We start from the raw sequence: 17,204 nt of genomic DNA, 5'->3' as shown, positions 1-17,204 counted from the left end.
CCGAAACGGGCCGGCGCGCCTACATCGTGGGTCGATTGATTTCTCGAAAACAAGGCGGACCCGCCATGAACAGCCTTCTCGGCCAATTCGACATTTCCGAAGACCAGATCCGCCGGATCGTCAGCGACACGATCAACGGCAGCGACGACGGCGAACTCTATCTTGAATACAGCGAGAGCGAATCGCTGATGTTCGACAATGGCCGGCTGAAGACCGCCAATTTCAACACCGACCAGGGTTTCGGGCTGCGCGCCATCGCCGGCGAGGCGAGCGGCTATGCCCATTCGAGCGAGCTTTCCGAAGCAGCGCTCCTGCGCGCCTCCGATGCGGTCTCGGCGGTAAAGGGCGGCTATTCCGGCACGCTTGCGGCAGCGCCAGCCCGCACCAACCGTCATCTCTACAGCGACGAGAACCCGATCCCGTCGCCCTCTTTCGAAGCCAAGTCCAAGCTGCTTCAGGAAATCGATGCGTGGCTGCGCGCCAAGGACCCCCGCGTGCGCCAGGTGACGGCATCGCTCGCCTCGTCATGGCAGCATGTCGAGATCCTGCGCGCCGACGGCCAGATCGTCCGCGACGTGCGCCCGCTGGTGCGCATGAATGTTTCCGTCGTCGTCGGCGAAGGCGACCGCCAGGAATCAGGTTCTTATGGCATGGGCGGACGCAAGGGCTTTGGCGAATTCCTCATCGAGGACAGCTGGCAGCATGCCGCCGACGAGGCGCTGCGCCAGGCGCTGGTCAATCTCCAGGCCATTCCCGCACCCGCCGGCACGTTCGACATCGTGCTTTCCAGCGGCTGGCCGGGCGTCATGCTGCATGAGGCTGTCGGTCACGGGCTGGAAGGCGATTTCAACCGCAAGAAGACCTCGGCCTTCGCCGGCCTGCTTGGCCAGCAGGTCGCGGCCAAGGGTGTCACGGTCGTGGACGACGGCACCATCGCCGAGCGCCGCGGCTCGCTGACCGTCGACGACGAAGGCACGCCGACCAACCGCAATGTACTGATCGAGGACGGCAAGCTGGTCGGCTACATGCAGGACCGGCAGAATGCGCGCCTGATGGGCATGAACGCCACCGGCAACGGCCGCCGCGAATCCTACGCGCACCAGCCGATGCCACGCATGACCAACACCTATATGACCGCCGGCGACATGGCGCCTGAGGAGATCATCGCCTCGGTGAAGAACGGCGTCTACGCCGTCTCCTTCGGCGGCGGCCAGGTCGACATAACCAGCGGAAAATTCGTGTTCGGCTGCACCGAGGCCTACATGATCGAGAACGGCAAGGTGACCCAGCCGATCAAGGGCGCGATGCTGATCGGCAACGGCCCGGATGCCATGCACCGCGTGACCATGGTCGGCAACGACATGAAACTCGACACCGGCATCGGCATGTGCGGCAAGGCCGGCCAGGGCGTCCCCGTCGGCGTCGGCCAGCCGCATCTCAGAATGAACCAGATGACGCTCGGCGGCACGCGGGTCTAACCCTTGGCCTTCGAGCGTATCGTCGTCCTCACCGGCGCAGGCATTTCCGCCGAATCCGGCGTCGACACTTTTCGCGACAAGAATGGCATCTGGTCCAAGGTCGATTACCGCGACGTCGCGACGCCGGAAGGCTTTGCGCGCAATCCTGGCCGCGTTCATGATTTCTACAACGAGCGCCGCCGCCGCATGCTCGGCATCAAGCCGAATGCTGCGCATGAGGCACTCGCGCGGCTTGAGCCTGCCTTCAAGGGTTCATTCCTGTTGGTCACGCAGAACATTGACGACCTGCACGAAAGCGCCGGATCGAAAAAGCTTGTCCACATGCATGGCGAGCTCAATTCGGCGCTTTGCGAGGCTTGCGGCATGCGCCGGCCCTGGTCGGGCGACATGTCCATCGATACGCAATGCCCCTGGTGCAAGGCAAGGGGGCGGATGCGCGTCGATGTCGTCTGGTTCGGCGAGATGCCCTACCACATGGAACAGATCGAAAAGGCGCTCGATGCCTGCGACCTGTTCGTCTCGATCGGCACCAGCGGCAATGTCTATCCTGCCGCCGGCTTCGTCGAGCAGGCCAGGGCTGCCGGGGCGCATACGGTCGAGCTCAACCTTGAGCGCTCCGAAGGCTATTCGAACTTCGATGAAGCGGAATACGGTCCCGCGACGAAGATCGTGCCCGCCTTCGTCGATCGGCTTCTTATCTGACCATGATCCGTTCCGAAAACCGGCATCCACTTTTCGGGATCATGGCCTGGGCGGATAAGACTCACCGCCGCTTCTTCGGCTTCTCCAGCAGCGCGACCGCCTCGACATGCGCCGACCACAGGAACTGGTCGACCGGTGTCACGCTTTTCAGCCTGTAGCCGCCGTCGATCAGTATGCGCAAATCGCGCGCCAGCGTCGTCGGGTTGCATGAAACCGCAGCCACCAATGGCACCTCGGATTTCGCGATCTGCTTGCACTGGTCTTCGGCGCCGGCGCGCGGCGGGTCGAACACCAGACCATCGAAGGCTGCAAGTTCCTTGTAGGTGACCGGCCGGCGAAACAGGTCGCGCTTTTCCACCGTCACGCGCTTAAGGCCGGAGGCGAATCGAAAGCCGCGATCGAGCGCTGCAAGAGCTGCCGCATCGCCTTCCACGGCGTGGATTTCGGAGTTTGCCGCAAGGCGCAGGGCAAATGCGCCGGCGCCGGCAAACAGGTCGAGCACCTTCTTCGACTTCTTCAGATGTTCGCCGACCAGCCCGGCCATGACCTCTTCAGCCGATGCGACAGCCTGGAGGAAGCCGCCCGAAGGCGGCGCGACCGACACATTGCCGAATGTCACGACCGGCTTCTTCGGTTCGACGATGATCTCGCCATCAGCCGCCACCCGCGCCAGCCCTTCGCGAATCGCAAAGGCGGAAACCAACATGCGGGCCTTGTCCTCGAGCTTGCCGCCGTCCTGAGCCGCTACATCCAGCCCCGAAGCAGAATGCGTGACGGTCATGTGGAATGGCTGGGCGGTCTTGCAGAGGAGTGCCGCCAGTTGCCGCAGCATCGGCAGCGCGCGCTCGATCTCCGGCTCGATGATCGGGCATTCCTCGATGTCGATGATCTGGTGCGATAGCGCCCGATTGTAGCCGAGCAGCATGCCGCTTTCCGTGCGGCGCACCGAGAAAATGGCGCGGCGACGCGAATGCGACGCGCAGGGAACCGTGGCTGCAACATCCGTCTCGATGCCGCGGCTCTTCAGCGCCTGCACCACCTTGTCGCGTTTCCAGTCGAGATAGGCCTGCGCCTCCAGATGCTGCAAAGCGCAACCGCCGCAATCGGTGAAATGGCGGCATACCGGGTGGATGCGGAGTGGCGATTCTTCCAGCACCGCGATCAGCATCGCACGATCCTTCTCGCGCGCGGCGGTCACCGTCTCGCCCGCCAGCGCGAAGGGAATGAACACCGGGCCGCTCGGCGTGTCCGCCACGCCGTCGCCCTGCGCACCGAGGCGTGCGATCTGAAACTGAGTGCTCATGCCTTTACCCCGGCCAACAGAAATTCGCGATTGCCGTCACTGCCTTCGATGGGCGAAGGGCAGATCCCAATGGCGCGCCAGCCCGGCACCGCGTCGAGCCAATCTTTCAGCGCTTCGGCGATCAGCGGTGCGTCGGCCGGGTTCTTGAGCAACCCGCCCTTGCCGATCGCCTCGCGTCCGGCCTCGAACTGCGGCTTGACCAGAAAGATGCCGTGCGCCCCGGATTGCGCCAGCGCAAGTGCGGGCGGCAGAGCGAGTTTCAGCGAAATGAAGCTGACGTCGGAGACGATCAGGTCGGGCGCATGCCCATCGAGATCACCGGCGGAAAGCTCCCGCGCATTCAGCCCCTCGATGCAAAGTACACGCTTGTCGGTTCTCAGGCTTGGATGCATCTGGCCATGGCCAACGTCGATCGCGACGACATGCGCCGCACCCCGCTCCAGCAGAACCTGCGTGAAGCCGCCGGTCGACGCGCCGATATCGAGCGCCGTACGGCCGGAAGGATCGATGGCGAAACGGTCGAGCCCGGCAATCAGTTTGAGCGCGGCGCGCGAGACATAGGCCTGTGCCGGGTCGTCCACGGCGATCACAGCCTCGGACGAAACGCCCTGCCCGGCCTTGGCCGCAACGGTGCCGTCAACCGTCACCGTGCCGCGCTCGATGGCATCGCGCGCCCGAGAGCGGCTGGCAAACAGGCCGCGCCCGACGAGCAATTCGTCGAGCCTCTGGCGTGTTTCGATTTTGGAATTGGCGTTCATCCGCCTTCATTGGCGAATGCATGCAGGGAACGCAAGCTTCAGAAGACGATGATCCGGGAAACCGTGCGCTCGGTGATCGGCAGCAGGCCTTCGTCAAAGCGCCGGATCAGCTCCGCCCGCGCGCTTTCCAGAAAGGTCGGCGCATAGGAATAGGAGTCGTGGAGGACCACGAATTCCGGCTTGCGCTCATAGGAAAATCCGCCGCGAATGTCGCCGATCTTGCGCGCGACGATTTCCATGACGGCCTGCTCGAGTTTCACATCGTAGCGCATCTGCGCATTTGCCGGTGCGCTCAGCACGGCCAGACATGCCGCGCTCCCCAAAAGCATTTTCATCGTGCTCTCCCTGCCCGGAGAGTTTTCTAGCGGCAACGCGCTAAAAATGGCCCAAGAGACAAGGTAAGCAAATACTCAAGGTTGAAAGTAAATGGATTCTCAACCTCGCGGCCCGCCCTGTTTTCGGGCCACCCATTCCGGGCGCAGCAGGGCCATGACAAGTTCGTCGCGATGCTCGCCACCGAAATATGCACTGCCGCGCGCGACACCTTCGGCAATGAACCCGCAGGCTTCATAGGCCCTGCGGGCACGAAGATTCTCTGGAAAAACACCCAGCCAAAGGCGATAGACGTTCGTCTGTTCGAAAACCAAATCGGCCAAGGCGGCAAGCAAGGCTCTGCCGATGCCTTTTCCAGGCTGCCGCACCGCAACGCGCTTTATCGTTGCAATGCCTTCAGGCGAGGCCCAGTCCCGCACGATGGCGAAGCCCAGGCGTTCGTCCGATGCGTGCGCGACAAAATATGCGTGCCGACCGTCGTTCAACGCCGCCACGTGGCGCGCTTCATCCCAACGTCCGACAAGCCGGTCGTACTCTTCGAGCCGCTCGGTCTCCATGATGAAGGGAATGTCTGCTTCCGTTGCCCGCACGAGTTGGAATGGCGCGGCTGCCTGCATCGAACGACGGCCGATCAGGCCGTGGCCGAGCGCACCGACTGCCCGAGCGCTGCAAACACCGTGCGCACGATGCCGGTCGAATCGAGCCCGGCGTCGACATACATCTTTTCCGGCTTGGCGTGGTCGGTGAATTCGTCCGGCAGCACCAGCGGACGCACCTTCAGGCCCGTGTCAAGCAGGCCTTCCTTGGCCAGGAAATGCAGCACGTGGCTGGCGAAACCGCCGATGGAGCCTTCTTCCACCGTCAACAGCACCTCATGCGAACGCGCAAGCCGGCGAACCAGATCTTCGTCCAGCGGCTTGGCGAAGCGGGCGTCGGCAACCGTGGTGGAAAGTCCGGCGGCGTCGAGCTCCTCGGCGGCAAGCAGGCAATCCTGCAGGCGCGTGCCGAAGGACAGAAGTGCCACCTTGGTGCCTTCCTTGACGATGCGGCCCTTGCCGATTTCGAGAATCGAGCCACGCTCGGGCATGTCGACGCCGACGCCGTTGCCGCGCGGATAGCGGAAGGCGATCGGGCCTTCGTCGAAGCTTGCGGCAGTGCGCACCATGTGGCGCAGTTCCGCCTCGTCGGCGGCTGCCATCACGACAAAACCCGGCAGCGAGGCGAGATAGGTCGTGTCGAAGGCGCCGCAATGGGTCGGCCCGTCGGCGCCGACGAAGCCTGCGCGGTCGATCGGGAAGCGCACCGGCAATTTCTGGATCGCCACGTCATGCACGACCTGGTCGTAGGCGCGCTGCAGGAAGGTCGAATAGATCGCCGCGAAAGGCCTCAACCCTTCCGTCGCCAGACCGGCAGCGAAAGTCACGGCATGCTGCTCGGCGATGCCGACATCGAAAGTGCGGCTCGGGAATACTTCTCCGAAGAGATCGAGCCCGGTGCCGGAAGGCATCGCGGCGGTGATGGCGACGATGCGGTCGTCCTCGCGCGCTTCCTGGATCAGGCTTTCGGCAAAAACCTTGGTGTAGCTCGGCGCATTGGCCGGGGCCTTGGCCTGCGCGCCGGTGATGACGTCGAACTTGTTGACGCCGTGATATTTGTCGGCGGCGGCTTCGGCAGGGGCATAACCCTTGCCCTTCTGCGTCACGACGTGGATCAGGATCGGGCCGGTGCCATTGTCGCGAACATTCTTCAGCACCGGAACGAGGTGTTCCAGATTGTGCCCGTCGATCGGGCCGATGTGGTAAAAACCCATCTCCTCGAAAAGCGTGCCGCCGGTGACATAGCCACGCGCATGTTCTACCGCTCGGGTGATGGCGCGGTCGGCGCGTGCGCCGAGATAGGAGGTCAGCTTCTTGCCGAGATCGCGGATGCCGGCATAGGTCTTGCCCGACGCCAGCCGCGCCAGATAGGCGCTCATCGCGCCCGATGGCGGCGCGATCGACATGTCGTTGTCGTTGAGGATGACGATCAGCCGCGCATTCAGCGCGCCGGCATTGTTCATCGCCTCATAGGCCATGCCCGCCGACATCGCGCCGTCGCCGATGACGGCGATGACGTTGTTGGTGCCGCCATTGAGGTCGCGCGCCACCGCCATGCCGAGGCCGGCCGAAATGGAGGTCGAGGAATGTGCGGCGCCGAAGGGATCGTATTCGCTCTCGGTGCGCTTGGTGAAGCCGGACAGCCCGTCTTCCATGCGCAGCGTGCGGATGCGGTCGCGGCGGCCGGTGAGAATCTTGTGCGGATAGGCCTGGTGGCCGACATCCCAGATGATGCGATCGTCCGGCGTGTCGAAGACGTAGTGCAGCGCCACCGTCAGTTCGACCACGCCGAGGCCCGCGCCAAGATGTCCGCCAGTGTGCGAAACGGCGTCGATCAATTCGGCGCGCAACTCCGAAGCGAGCTGTGGCAGGTCGCTTTCGGGCAGCAGCTTGAGGTCCGCGGGAATGCGGACCTTGTCCAGCAGCGGCGTCTTAGGTGGCAAAGTCACGAGGTCGAAGCCTGTCTGTAATCCATTTAGTCTACAGATTGGAGATAGAGCGTCGGCTCCGGAAAGTAAATGTGCGGTGATGACGCGTATCCCAGCGTCATAAGCATCAACTTTCAGGCAAAGGTATGAATTCCTTGTCGTCGCCTGGCACGATGTCGAAGCGGCCGGTCTTCCATTCCTGCTTGGCCTGCTCGATTCGTTCCTTGGAGGACGAGACGAAATTCCACCAGATATGGCGCGGCGAACCGAGCGAAGCACCGCCGAACAGCATGAAATGGGCGCCATTTTCCGCCGAAACCACGATCTCGTCGCCCGGCTTCAGCACCAGCAGCCGGTTTTCGGGAAAACGGTCGCCGGAAATCACAATGCTGCCGTCAAGCACATAGATGGCGCGTTCCTCGGCGTCGGCGGGAATGCTGTAGCTGGCGCCGGGGGCGAGGCGGATATCGGCGTAGAGCGTGTCGTGATAGGTCGTCACCGGCGCGCGCATGCCTTCAAGCTCGCCGATCACCACCCGCCCGGTCACGCCCTCGGCGCTGAATTCGGGCAGCGTGGCGCTTGCGGTATTCTCGAAGACGGGCGCGATTTCCTCCTTGTGGTCGGGCAGCGCGATCCAGGTCTGCAGGCCCGAAACCGACATCGGCGCACCGCGCATTTCCTCGGGCGTGCGCTCGGAGTGGACGATGCCGCGCCCGGCGGTCATCAGGTTCACGTCACCGGGCGAGATCACCATTTCCGTGCCGAGCGAATCGCGGTGCCTGATCTTGCCATCGAACAGATAGGTGACGGTCGAAAGACCGATATGCGGATGCGGGCGCACGTCGAGCGCCTTGCCTGCGCGCAGGATGGCCGGCCCCATGCGGTCGAAGAAGATGAACGGTCCGACCAGCCTGCGCTTTGCCGTCGGTAGTGCGCGCCGCACCTCGAAGCCACCGATGTCCTTGGCGTTGGGAATGACCATCAGCTCGATGGCATCGCAGGAGAAGGCGTCGCCCGGTTCGGGATCGCGTGCGGGAAAAAAGCTCATGGGACACTCCGGTCTGCGGTTGCGTTCAACCTTATGCAGAGAGGCTACGCCCCAAGCGCGACAATCGAAAGTCCCATACCGGAGACGGTATGTTCAATCGCTGAGCCTAGAACAGGCGCACGACAAGCGTCATGCGTTTGCAAAACGCAGCGCCGAACGGGCCTTCGCCTTGGCGGCTTCTTCCTCGCGGTTGCGCGGATGCTGGTGCGTTTCCATCGAATGCAGCAGTTCGTGCGCCGCCTCCGCTATCTGATCGACGGCGCGGTTGAAGGCTTCCTCGTTCTTCTTGGAAGGTTTCGTCGTACCGCTCAGCTTGCGGACGAACTGAAGTGCTGCGTCGCGGATCTCGTCATGCGTCGCCGGTGGCTCGAAATTGAACAACGTCTTGATATTGCGGCACATCGTCAGCTCCCGGATTTTCCATCGACCCTTTGTCTGCTTCATAACTGGGCGCGAGGTGCCGCGACGTCAAGTCATTCGCCGTCGAGCGGCTCCGTGCCCACCGGCTTGCCGTCGCGCGACAGGCGGATCTTCTCGACCTTGTCTTCGGCGGCCTTGAGCAGCCGGTCGCAATGGGTCTTCAGCGCTTCGCCGCGCTCATAGATCTTGATCGACTGGTCGAGCGGCACGTCGCCGCGCTCCAGATCGTCGACGATCTTTTCCAGCGCCTCCAGCGCCTGCTCGAAGCTCATCGCCTTGATTTCTTCACTCGGCTCGGTAGCCATTCCTTATCCTTTCATCAGGCGCTTTACATGCGCCGCGACCGAGAACGACAGGCCCTCGAGGTCGTATCCGCCTTCCAGCAGGCTGACGAGCCGGTTGCTCGCATGGCGCGTGGCGCGGTCCATGAGTTCGCCGGTCGCCCAGTCGAAATCGTCTTCGGTCAGGTTGATCTCGGCCAGCGGGTCGCGGTGATGCGCATCGAAACCGGCCGAAATGATGATCAGGTCCGGCGCGAAATCGTCGATCGCCGAAAACACGCGCGAACGCATCGCTTCGCGAAAAATGTCGCTGCCGGTCTGCGGTGCCAGCGGCGCGTTGACGATGTTGCCGGCGCCCGTCTCGTTCTTCGCGCCGGTGCCGGGGTAAAGCGGCATCTGGTGCGTCGAGCAGTAGAGCACCGACGGGTCGTCCCAGAAAATGTCCTGCGTGCCGTTGCCGTGGTGCACGTCCCAGTCGACGATGGCGACGCGCTCGGCGCCGTGCTTCTTCTGTGCATAGCGCGCGGCGATCGCGGCATTGTTGAACAGGCAGAAGCCCATCGCCGTGGTCTTTTCGGCATGGTGCCCCGGCGGGCGGCTGGCGACGAAGACATTGTCGGCCTTGCCGGAAAACACGTCGTCCACAGCCGCGTTCGCCGCACCTATCGCCGTCAGCGCCGCGATCCAGCTTTTGGGGCTGGCGGAGGTGTCGGCATCGATGGAACGGATACCCTCTTGCGGGATAGCCGCGCGCACTTTTTCGACATGGCTTTCCGGGTGGGCGTAAAGAATCGTCGCCTCGTCGCCCTCCGGTGCCTCGACTCGGTCGAGTGCGGCAAAGGCCTCGTCTTCCAGCACGCGCGCGATTGCACGCAGGCGGTCCGGGCGCTCCGGGTGGCCGGGCGGCGTCAGATGCTCGAGATAGATCGGATGTGAATAGAGACGCGTCGTCATGCAAACATCCTATCAGGAAAGACCGTGCCGCCGCCATGCGTCGGCGCCGGAAGCCTGGGGAAAATCCTCTTTGCGAAATCATAGGTCGGCATCGGGGGATGTTTTTGCAAGCGTTGCGCGCTAAGTCTTCGGCACTGTCAGGTGCCTGCCGCAAGGTGGGAGAATCGGGAACACGGTGAAAATCCGTGGCGTGCCCAACGCTGTAAGGGGAACCGCACCGGCAAATGCCACTGTTCGTTTGAACGGGAAGGCGCCGGACGCGGGATGAACCCAAGCCAGAAGACCGGCCCGGCAGAAATAGTCATCCGCGTGGACAGGCGGAGCGACATTTTTTCGATCGCAAGGGGAAATGCGATGAATGCTGTCCGCAACCGCGCCTGCCGTGAAAATGCCTTCGAAGAAGCCGAGCGCGATGCCGTCTACCGCGCCATCTTCACCCGCCGCGACGTGCGCAGCCATTTTCGTCCCGACCCGATAGACGATACGGTGCTGGCCCGGCTGCTGCTCGCCGCCCACCACGCGCCCTCCGTCGGCTTCATGCAGCCCTGGAACTTCATCGTCGTCCGCGACATGCAGCGCCGGCAGGCCGTGCGCGACCTTTTCCTCGCCGCCCGCGAGCAGGAACTGCCTAATATCGCCGAGGAGCGGCAGGCGCTCTACCGCAAGCTGAAACTAGAAGGCATATGCGAAAGCGCGTTGAACCTCTGCATCACCTGCGACCGCTCTCGCTCGAAGGGTTCGCCGCTCGGCCGCTGGCACAATCCCGAGATGGACATCTACAGCACGGTTTGCGCCGTGCAGAATTTCTGGCTGGCGGCGCGCACTGAGGGCATCGGCGTCGGGTGGGTCAGCATCATCGACGTGGACGCTTTGAAACGCGTGCTGAACATTCCCGGCCACGTCGTCCCGATCGCCTATCTCTGCGTCGGCCATGTCTCGGAATTCGCGCCGCGACCCGACCTCGAGCGAAACGGCTGGGGCAGCCGCCTGCCGCTTTCCGATCTGATCATGAGCGAGATCTTCGGCGGCGAAGGCGAAGACGCGCTGAAGGACATCGCCAACGACGTGCCCCGTTAACGCGCCCTCTCAGCCCTTGTCGACCAGCAGCCCGTTAAGCAAGGTCTTGAAGGCCGAGACGGCTTTGCGTGAGGTTTCCTCGGGATCATCGGAATTCGCGATCCTCTGCGATGCCTGGCTGCTCGCGCCATTGATCAGCCGCGCCGCGGTGCCCGGGTCGAGATCGGGAACGACAATCCCCTCTTCCTGCAGCTGGGTCAGATTTTCCGTCATCGAGGCTTCGCAGGCGCTGGCGTTCGGCCATTGCGACGGATCACCCAGCACGGCAGGGGCGTCGCGGAACAGGATGCGCTGGATTTCCGGATCGAGTGCCAGTTCGATGTAGCTGGTGCATTCGTCGACGAAATGCTGCCAGCGCGTCGGCGCCTTTTCCGCGATTTCGCGCACCCGCACCGCCATCTCGCCGTCGATCTCGGCAATAACGGCCTGGAGCAGGCCCTTCTTGTCGCCGAAGTGATGATAGAGCGCGCCGCGGGTCAGGCCGGCTGCGGCGGTGAAATCGTCCATCGAGGCTTCCGCATAGCCGACCGTGCCGAAAGCATGACGCGCAGCCTCCACCAACTTGGCGCGCGTTTCGGCGATCATCTCCTTGCGTGGTTTATGCGCCATCAAATCTCCTTCGCATACGATGCGTATATTATTTGACATACGCGACGTATGCAACTATCTAGATTGCATACGCCACGTATGTAAGTGGTGCCCCTCTGGAAATCCAGGAGCATTCGATGTCCAACCCCTATAGCGAGATATTCAAGGCGCCGGGAGCCAAAGGCTTCGCTGCCGCCGGTTTTATTGCGCGGCTGCCAATCGCCATGGCGCCGATCGGCATCGTCGCCATGCTGTCGCAGACCCATGGCGAATACTGGCTGGCGGGTGCCGTCTCTGCAACCTATGCGCTGACCAATGCCGTCTTCGCCCCTCAGATCTCGCGGCTGGTCGATCGCTTCGGCCAGACAAGGGTACTCGTTCCAACAACGATCATCTCGGTGATCGCTTTCGCAGCACTGCTTGTCGCCACCAACCAGAACTGGCCGATCTGGACGCTGTTCGTGTCGGCGTTTGTGGCCGCGGCAATGCCCAGCATGCCGGCAATGGTGCGGGCGCGCTGGTCCGAGATTTTCCACGACCGTCCTGAACTCAACACCGCCTTCGCCTTCGAATCGGCGGCGGACGAACTCGTCTATATCGCCGGCGCGTCGCTGTCGGTGGGCCTCAGCGTGGCCCTGTTCCCGGAAGCGGGCATGCTGGCGAGCACGCTGTTCCTCGCATTCGGATCGGCGGCCTTCATCCTGCAACATTCGACGGAACCCGGAATCAGGCCGCTGGACCATGGTGGCGGCGGCTCGGCGATCCGGCAGCGGCCGGTTCAGATCATCACCTTTGCCCTGATCTTCATCGGCGCGATCTTCGCGACCGCTGAAGTCAGCGCGGTGGCGATCACCAAGGAACTCGGCCAGCCGAGCGCTGCAAGCCTTGTCATCGGCGTCTATGCCGTCGGCTCCTTCGTGGTCGGCCTGATCATCGGCGCGCTGAACCTGAAAATGCCGTTGCAACGCCAGTTGGCCATCGCGGTCGCCATCATTGCGCTGACGACACTGCCGCTGCTGGTCGTGAATACCGTGCCGTTGCTGGCGCTGGCCATCTTCGTCAGCGGCGTGGCTATCTCGCCCACCTTCATCACCGCTTTCGGCCTGATCGAGCGCCGCGTGCCGGCAGCAATGCTGACCGAAGGGGTCACCTGGGTGATGACCGGCATCGGCATCGGCATGGCGCTCGGCTCATTCGCAACCGGATGGGTGGTGGATAATTACGGCGCCCACAACGGCTTCTGGGTATCGGTAGCAGCCGGCACGATTGCTCTACTGACCGTGCTTCTGGGCCAGAGGTCGCTCGGCGGCGAGAGACGCATGGTTTCGCCATTGCCGCAGCCGGCAGAATAAGCCGGCTGCAAAGAAGAAGGGCTCCGGTCGGTCGACCGGAGCCCTTCGTTTTTTCAGGTTTTCCGTTTTACAGGATTTCGGTCTTTGCGATCTTGATGCCGAAACCTTCCAGACCGATGTAGTGGCGCTCGCGCGAAGCGATCAGGTTGATCGAGGAAATGCCGAGATCCTTCAGGATCTGCGCGCCAAGACCGATCTGGCGCCATTCGTCCTCGCGCCGCCGCGCTTCCTCATGGTCCTCGCGGTCGTGCGTGGGTCGATTGCGCCCCTGATCGGCAACGCCGACCGAGCCTTCGCGCAGATAGACGATGACGCCGCGTTCGCGCTCGCCGAGCGCCTTCACGATCTGGTCGAGACGGCATCCGGTGCCGAAGACATCGGCGACGACATCCTCGGTCTGGAGCCGCACGGGCACTTCGACGCCGTCGCGGATATCGCCGAAGACGATGGCAAGATGGTGCATCACATCCCATGGCAGCGTGTAGGTATAGGCCTTGGCCGTGCCGCCGGGCGTGTCGATGTCGAAAGTATCGACGCGCTGGATCAGCGTTTCCTGGCGCTGGCGATAGGCGATCAGGTCTGCGACCGAAACCTGCTTCAACCCGTTCTTTTCGGCAAAGGCCGCCACCTGCGGCCCGCGCATCACCGTGCCGTCGTCATTGACCAGCTCGGAAATGACGCCGACCGGCGGCAGGCCGGCAAGCTTGCACAGATCGACCGCCGCCTCGGTGTGGCCCGAGCGCATGAGCACGCCGCCCTCGCGTGCGATCAGCGGGAAGATGTGGCCCGGGCGCACGAAATCATTCGCGCCGACATTGCCGTTGGCAAGGTTGCGCACAGTCAGCGTGCGGTCGTCAGCGGAAATACCAGTCGTCGTGCCGTGCTTGAAGTCGACGCTCACGGTGAAGGCCGTTGTATGCGCCGAATCATTGTCGGCGACCATCGGCGCCAGGTTGAGACGCCGTGCATCCTCGCGCGTCATCGGCGTGCAGACGATGCCGGAAGTGTGGCGCACGATGAAGGCCATCTTCTCGGCCGTGCAGTGCACGGCCGCGACGATCAGGTCGCCCTCGTTCTCGCGCCCGTCATCGTCCATGACAACGACGATCTCGCCACGCTCGAAGGCCCGCAGCGCCTCGACGACTTGTTTCTGGTCATAGGACATTTTGTTGCTCAGCGAATAGAGAATAGGGAGTAGTGAATAGGGGAATGGGAAGAACTGCGCCAAGCGGCGTAAAGGGTAATTTTTCTACTCACTACTCACTACTCCCCTATTCTACTCTTCCCGTTTGCCCGCGATGGCGCAGATAATGATCGGCGATGGCACAGGCAACCATGGCCTCGCCGATCGGCACGGCGCGGATGCCGACGCAGGGATCGTGACGGCCCTTGGTACGCACCTCGACATCGTTGCCGTCGACATCGATCGACTGGCGTGGCGTCAGGATCGATGAGGTCGGCTTGACCGCGAAGCGCGCGACGATCGCCTGCCCGGTGGAGATGCCGCCGAGAATGCCACCGGCATGGTTGGACAGGAACACCGGCTTGCCGTCATTGCCTATGCGCATTTCGTCGGCGTTTTCCTCGCCTGTGATGCGCGCTGCCTCGAAGCCGTTGCCGATCTCGACACCCTTGACCGCGTTGATCGACATCAGGTTCGAGCAGATATCCTGATCGAGCTTGGCGTAGATCGGCGCGCCCAACCCTGCCGGCACGCCATCGGCCACGATCTCGATGACCGCGCCGACCGAGGAACCGGCCTTGCGGATGCCGTCGAGATAATCGGCGAAAACCTGAACCGAGCCGGGATCGGGCGTGAAGAACGGGTTTTCCGGGTCGTCGATGAAGTTCCAGTTCCAGCGGCTGCGATCGATCTCCTTGACGCCCATGGAGATCAGCGCGCCGCGCACGGTCATGCCCGGCACGACCTTGCGAGCGAGCGCGCCGGCAGCAACCCGTGCCGCCGTCTCGCGCGCCGAGGAGCGGCCGCCGCCGCGATGGTCGCGGATGCCGTATTTGACGTCATAGGTGTAATCGGCGTGGCCGGGACGGTACTGCCGGGCGATCTCGCCATAGTCCTTGGAGCGCTGATCGACATTCTCGATCATCATCGACACCGGCGTACCGGTGGTGATCATCGTCTCGCCATCCTCGTCCATGACGAAGCCGGACAGGATCTTCACCTCGTCCGGCTCGCGGCGCTGCGTGACGAAGCGCGACTGGCCCGGCCGGCGCTTGTCGAGTTCGCTCTGGATCTCGGCCTGCGTGAAGCGGATGCCCGGAGGGCAGCCGTCGACGACGCAGCCCAGGGCCGTGCCGTGGCTTTCGCCCCAGGTGGTGACGCGGAACAGATGCCCGAAAGTATTGTGCGACATAAGAAACAGCCCTGCCCGGCCGCTAGCCGGTTTCGTGCTGCGTTCTATTGGCGTTTTCGGCGGTGGTCAAACCGTCATCCGAAAGGATTAAGTTTTGACACATTCACGATGTTAGTAGTCCCTTCATTTGGCCATCTTTGGTCAGCTGCCGCCTGCCGGCGCGCAAGGAATTTTGAGAGGAAACCCATGCGTACCCTGATCGGCGCCGTTGCCGCTGTTTTGATGATTTCGAGTGCCGCGTATGCCGCCGAGGCCGAAGGCCACATCAAGAAGATCAACCGCGATGCTTTGACCATCACCCTCGAAGACGGCAAATCCTACAAGCTGCCTGATGAATTCGACGTGGCTGCGCTGAAGGAGGGCATGGACATCGTGCTCGCCTATGACGAGGTCGGCGGCGTCAACCAGATCACCGACATGCAGTTGCCGGAATAGGCGTTCGCTCGTTTCTCAGAGACTGTTTGATAACTCGCCCTGCTGTCAGATGGCCGGCAGGGTAGAGCTAGCAACGGTCTCTTACTGCCATTCCAGATAATCGTCCTGCAGCCGCAGCACCATGTCCTGCGGCACTTCCAGCGCTGCGGCCTGACGCCCCGGCATGTTTTCGACCAGCCGGAAGATGGTGCGGATGACGCCGCCATGCGTCACGCAGACCGTCGGCCTTCTCAGCGCCTCGAACCATGGCTGCACGCGCTCAAGCAGCATCTGATAGCTTTCGCCGGCATCGCCCGGCGGAACGAATTCCCATTTGTTGGTCTTGCGCGCCCGCGTGCAACCCGGCTCGCGCTCTTCCAGCTCGGCAAAGGTGGACCCCTGCCAGTCGCCGAAATGCACCTCCATCAGGCGCGCGTCTGTGCTGTAGCCGGTCGGGTCGAGCCCCATGACGGTACGAACCCGCTCCATCGTCTCGCGGGTGCGCCGCATCGGGCTGGCGACGAAGTCGAAGCGTAGCGGGTTTTCGATCAGTTCTGCGAGCCGAGCACCGTTGCGGTCAGCCTGGGCACGGCCGATATCGGTGATATCGGTGTCGGCCTGTCCTTGCAGGCGGCCTTCGGCGTTCCATTCGGTCAGGCCGTGGCGCACGAAATAGACAAGCGGGGGCATGGCGTGTCCAAAAATTGCGGAATGCCGGACTATTCAGTCCCTGACGGTCGAGATGTCCGGCGCGTCGACGGCCTTCATGCCGACGACGTGATAACCCGAATCAACGTGATGCACTTCGCCGGTCACGCCGCGCGACAGGTCCGACAGGAAATAGAGACCGGAATCGCCGACTTCCTCCGGGGTCACCGTGCGCTTCAGCGGCGAATTGTATTCATTCCATTTGAGGATGTAGCGGAAATCGCCGATGCCTGATGCCGCCAGCGTCTTGATCGGACCGGCCGAAATAGCATTGACGCGGATGTTCTTGCCGCCGAGATCGACCGCAAGATAGCGCACGCTGGCCTCGAGTGCGGCCTTGGCCACGCCCATCACGTTGTAATGCGGCATCACCTTTTCAGCGCCGTAATAGGTCAGCGTCAGAAGCGACCCGCCGTCCGGCATCAGCGCTTCGGCGCGCTTGGCGATGGTGGTGAAGGAATAAACCGAAATGTCCATGGTGCGCAGGAAGTTGTCGCGCGTCGTCTCGACATAACGGCCGTCCAGCTCCTCCTTATCGGAGAAGGCGATGGCGTGGACGAGGAAATCGATCTTGCCCCACTTCTTGGCAACGTAGTCGAAAACCGCATCCAGGCTGGCCGGATCGGTCACGTCGCAATGGCCTGCAAGATGGGCGCCGAGTTCGGCAGCCAGCGGCTCGACACGCTTCTTGAAAGCGTCGCCCTGATAGGTCAGCGCCAGTTCAGCGCCGTGGTCGGCGCAGGCTTTGGCTATGCCCCAGGCAATCGACCGATTGTTGGCCACGCCAAGAACAAGACCGCGCTTGCCGGCCATCAGGCCCTGTCCAACCGCCATGTGATCATTCTCCGCGTTCTGAAATCAGGAGATGCCCCTATCGCATAGCAATCGG

Annotated in this window: 19 protein-coding genes and 1 riboswitch; of the genes, 5 read left to right on the top strand and 14 right to left on the bottom strand. The window is 62.9% G+C overall.

All coding sequences use genetic code 11. From position 1 onward, the window contains the following. Positions 1-65: 65 nt before the first annotated feature. On the top strand, positions 66-1,478 hold the full coding sequence (tldD, locus tag BM413_RS13100; RefSeq protein WP_091913785.1) for a metalloprotease TldD: 1,413 nt from the start codon (positions 66-68) through the stop codon (positions 1,476-1,478). Between the two features lie 3 nt (positions 1,479-1,481). Next, positions 1,482-2,180 carry an NAD-dependent deacylase gene (locus BM413_RS13095; RefSeq protein WP_091913784.1) on the top strand — a complete coding sequence of 233 codons (699 nt, stop codon included), beginning with the start codon at positions 1,482-1,484 and terminating at the stop codon, positions 2,178-2,180. Positions 2,181-2,241: 61 nt separating this feature from the next. Here the strand turns inward: BM413_RS13095 and BM413_RS13090 are convergent, their stop codons facing one another. The 9 genes from BM413_RS13090 to BM413_RS13050 all read right to left on the bottom strand — a co-directional run bounded on the left by BM413_RS13090 (position 2,242) and on the right by BM413_RS13050 (position 9,801). Next, positions 2,242-3,483, bottom strand: coding sequence for a class I SAM-dependent RNA methyltransferase (locus tag BM413_RS13090; protein ID WP_091913783.1), 1,242 nt, complete (start codon positions 3,481-3,483; stop codon positions 2,242-2,244). Beyond that, positions 3,480-4,241: a TlyA family RNA methyltransferase gene (locus BM413_RS13085; RefSeq protein ID WP_091913782.1), complete on the bottom strand. Its 762-nt coding sequence runs from the start codon at positions 4,239-4,241 to the stop codon at positions 3,480-3,482. The genes BM413_RS13090 and BM413_RS13085 overlap by 4 nt, the downstream gene beginning before the upstream one ends. Before the next feature lie 38 nt (positions 4,242-4,279). Further along, entirely contained in the window at positions 4,280-4,576 is a 297-nt protein-coding gene (locus BM413_RS13080) for a hypothetical protein (protein ID WP_091913781.1), read from the bottom strand. Positions 4,577-4,675: 99 nt separating this feature from the next. Then, complete coding sequence (locus tag BM413_RS13075) at positions 4,676-5,131, bottom strand: GNAT family N-acetyltransferase (protein ID WP_244537857.1); 456 nt, start codon at positions 5,129-5,131, stop codon at positions 4,676-4,678. A 74-nt stretch (positions 5,132-5,205) separates the two neighbouring features. Next, positions 5,206-7,119, bottom strand: coding sequence for a 1-deoxy-D-xylulose-5-phosphate synthase (gene dxs / locus BM413_RS13070; protein WP_091913779.1), 1,914 nt, complete (start codon positions 7,117-7,119; stop codon positions 5,206-5,208). Positions 7,120-7,225: 106 nt separating this feature from the next. After that, complete coding sequence (locus tag BM413_RS13065) at positions 7,226-8,146, bottom strand: pirin family protein (protein ID WP_091913778.1); 921 nt, start codon at positions 8,144-8,146, stop codon at positions 7,226-7,228. A 129-nt stretch (positions 8,147-8,275) separates the two neighbouring features. Beyond that, entirely contained in the window at positions 8,276-8,548 is a 273-nt protein-coding gene (locus BM413_RS13060) for a DUF2277 domain-containing protein (RefSeq protein ID WP_091913777.1), read from the bottom strand. 71 nt (positions 8,549-8,619) lie between these two features. Then, positions 8,620-8,871 (bottom strand): exodeoxyribonuclease VII small subunit, encoded by a 252-nt coding sequence (locus tag BM413_RS13055; protein WP_091913776.1) that lies wholly within the window; start codon positions 8,869-8,871, stop codon positions 8,620-8,622. 3 nt (positions 8,872-8,874) lie between these two features. After that, positions 8,875-9,801 carry a histone deacetylase family protein gene (locus tag BM413_RS13050; protein ID WP_091913775.1) on the bottom strand — a complete coding sequence of 309 codons (927 nt, stop codon included), beginning with the start codon at positions 9,799-9,801 and terminating at the stop codon, positions 8,875-8,877. Positions 9,802-9,923: 122 nt separating this feature from the next. Continuing rightward, positions 9,924-10,108, top strand: a riboswitch (cobalamin riboswitch). 47 nt (positions 10,109-10,155) lie between these two features. On the opposite strand from BM413_RS13050, the gene bluB reads away from it, so the two are divergent. Further along, the gene (gene bluB / locus BM413_RS13045) at positions 10,156-10,878 is read left to right on the top strand and encodes a 5,6-dimethylbenzimidazole synthase (RefSeq protein ID WP_091913774.1); all 723 of its coding nucleotides are present in this window, start codon (positions 10,156-10,158) and stop codon (positions 10,876-10,878) included. A gap of 9 nt (positions 10,879-10,887) precedes the next feature. Here the strand turns inward: bluB and BM413_RS13040 are convergent, their stop codons facing one another. Beyond that, positions 10,888-11,487, bottom strand: a complete 600-nt coding sequence (locus tag BM413_RS13040; protein ID WP_091913773.1) for a TetR/AcrR family transcriptional regulator — start codon at positions 11,485-11,487, stop codon at positions 10,888-10,890. A 116-nt stretch (positions 11,488-11,603) separates the two neighbouring features. On the opposite strand from BM413_RS13040, the gene BM413_RS13035 reads away from it, so the two are divergent. After that, on the top strand, positions 11,604-12,818 hold the full coding sequence (locus tag BM413_RS13035) for an MFS transporter (protein ID WP_091913772.1): 1,215 nt from the start codon (positions 11,604-11,606) through the stop codon (positions 12,816-12,818). Positions 12,819-12,885: 67 nt separating this feature from the next. On the opposite strand, the gene ribB is transcribed toward BM413_RS13035, so the two are convergent. Next, complete coding sequence (ribB, locus tag BM413_RS13030) at positions 12,886-13,983, bottom strand: 3,4-dihydroxy-2-butanone-4-phosphate synthase (protein ID WP_091913771.1); 1,098 nt, start codon at positions 13,981-13,983, stop codon at positions 12,886-12,888. 106 nt (positions 13,984-14,089) lie between these two features. After that, a complete protein-coding gene (gene aroC / locus BM413_RS13025) occupies positions 14,090-15,193 on the bottom strand; it encodes a chorismate synthase (RefSeq protein WP_091913770.1) in 1,104 nt (367 codons plus the stop codon). Between the two features lie 186 nt (positions 15,194-15,379). Between aroC and BM413_RS13020 the strand changes: the two genes are divergently transcribed. Next, positions 15,380-15,628, top strand: a complete 249-nt coding sequence (locus BM413_RS13020; protein ID WP_091913769.1) for a DUF1344 domain-containing protein — start codon at positions 15,380-15,382, stop codon at positions 15,626-15,628. A gap of 81 nt (positions 15,629-15,709) precedes the next feature. Here BM413_RS13020 and BM413_RS13015 read toward each other — a convergent pair whose 3' ends face one another. Together BM413_RS13015 and fabI are read right to left on the bottom strand one after the other, a co-directional pair. Next, complete coding sequence (locus tag BM413_RS13015) at positions 15,710-16,297, bottom strand: histidine phosphatase family protein (protein WP_091913768.1); 588 nt, start codon at positions 16,295-16,297, stop codon at positions 15,710-15,712. Between the two features lie 33 nt (positions 16,298-16,330). Continuing rightward, on the bottom strand, positions 16,331-17,149 hold the full coding sequence (fabI, locus tag BM413_RS13010) for an enoyl-ACP reductase FabI (protein WP_091913767.1): 819 nt from the start codon (positions 17,147-17,149) through the stop codon (positions 16,331-16,333). Positions 17,150-17,204: the final 55 nt, after the last annotated feature.

Origin of the sequence: Mesorhizobium sp. YR577 (assembly GCF_900116595.1) — a bacterium.
In the GTDB taxonomy this organism is placed as follows: domain Bacteria; phylum Pseudomonadota; class Alphaproteobacteria; order Rhizobiales; family Rhizobiaceae; genus Mesorhizobium_M.
Note: the sequence above shows the minus strand (reverse complement) of the source record. Positions and strands in the feature narration are given on the sequence as shown.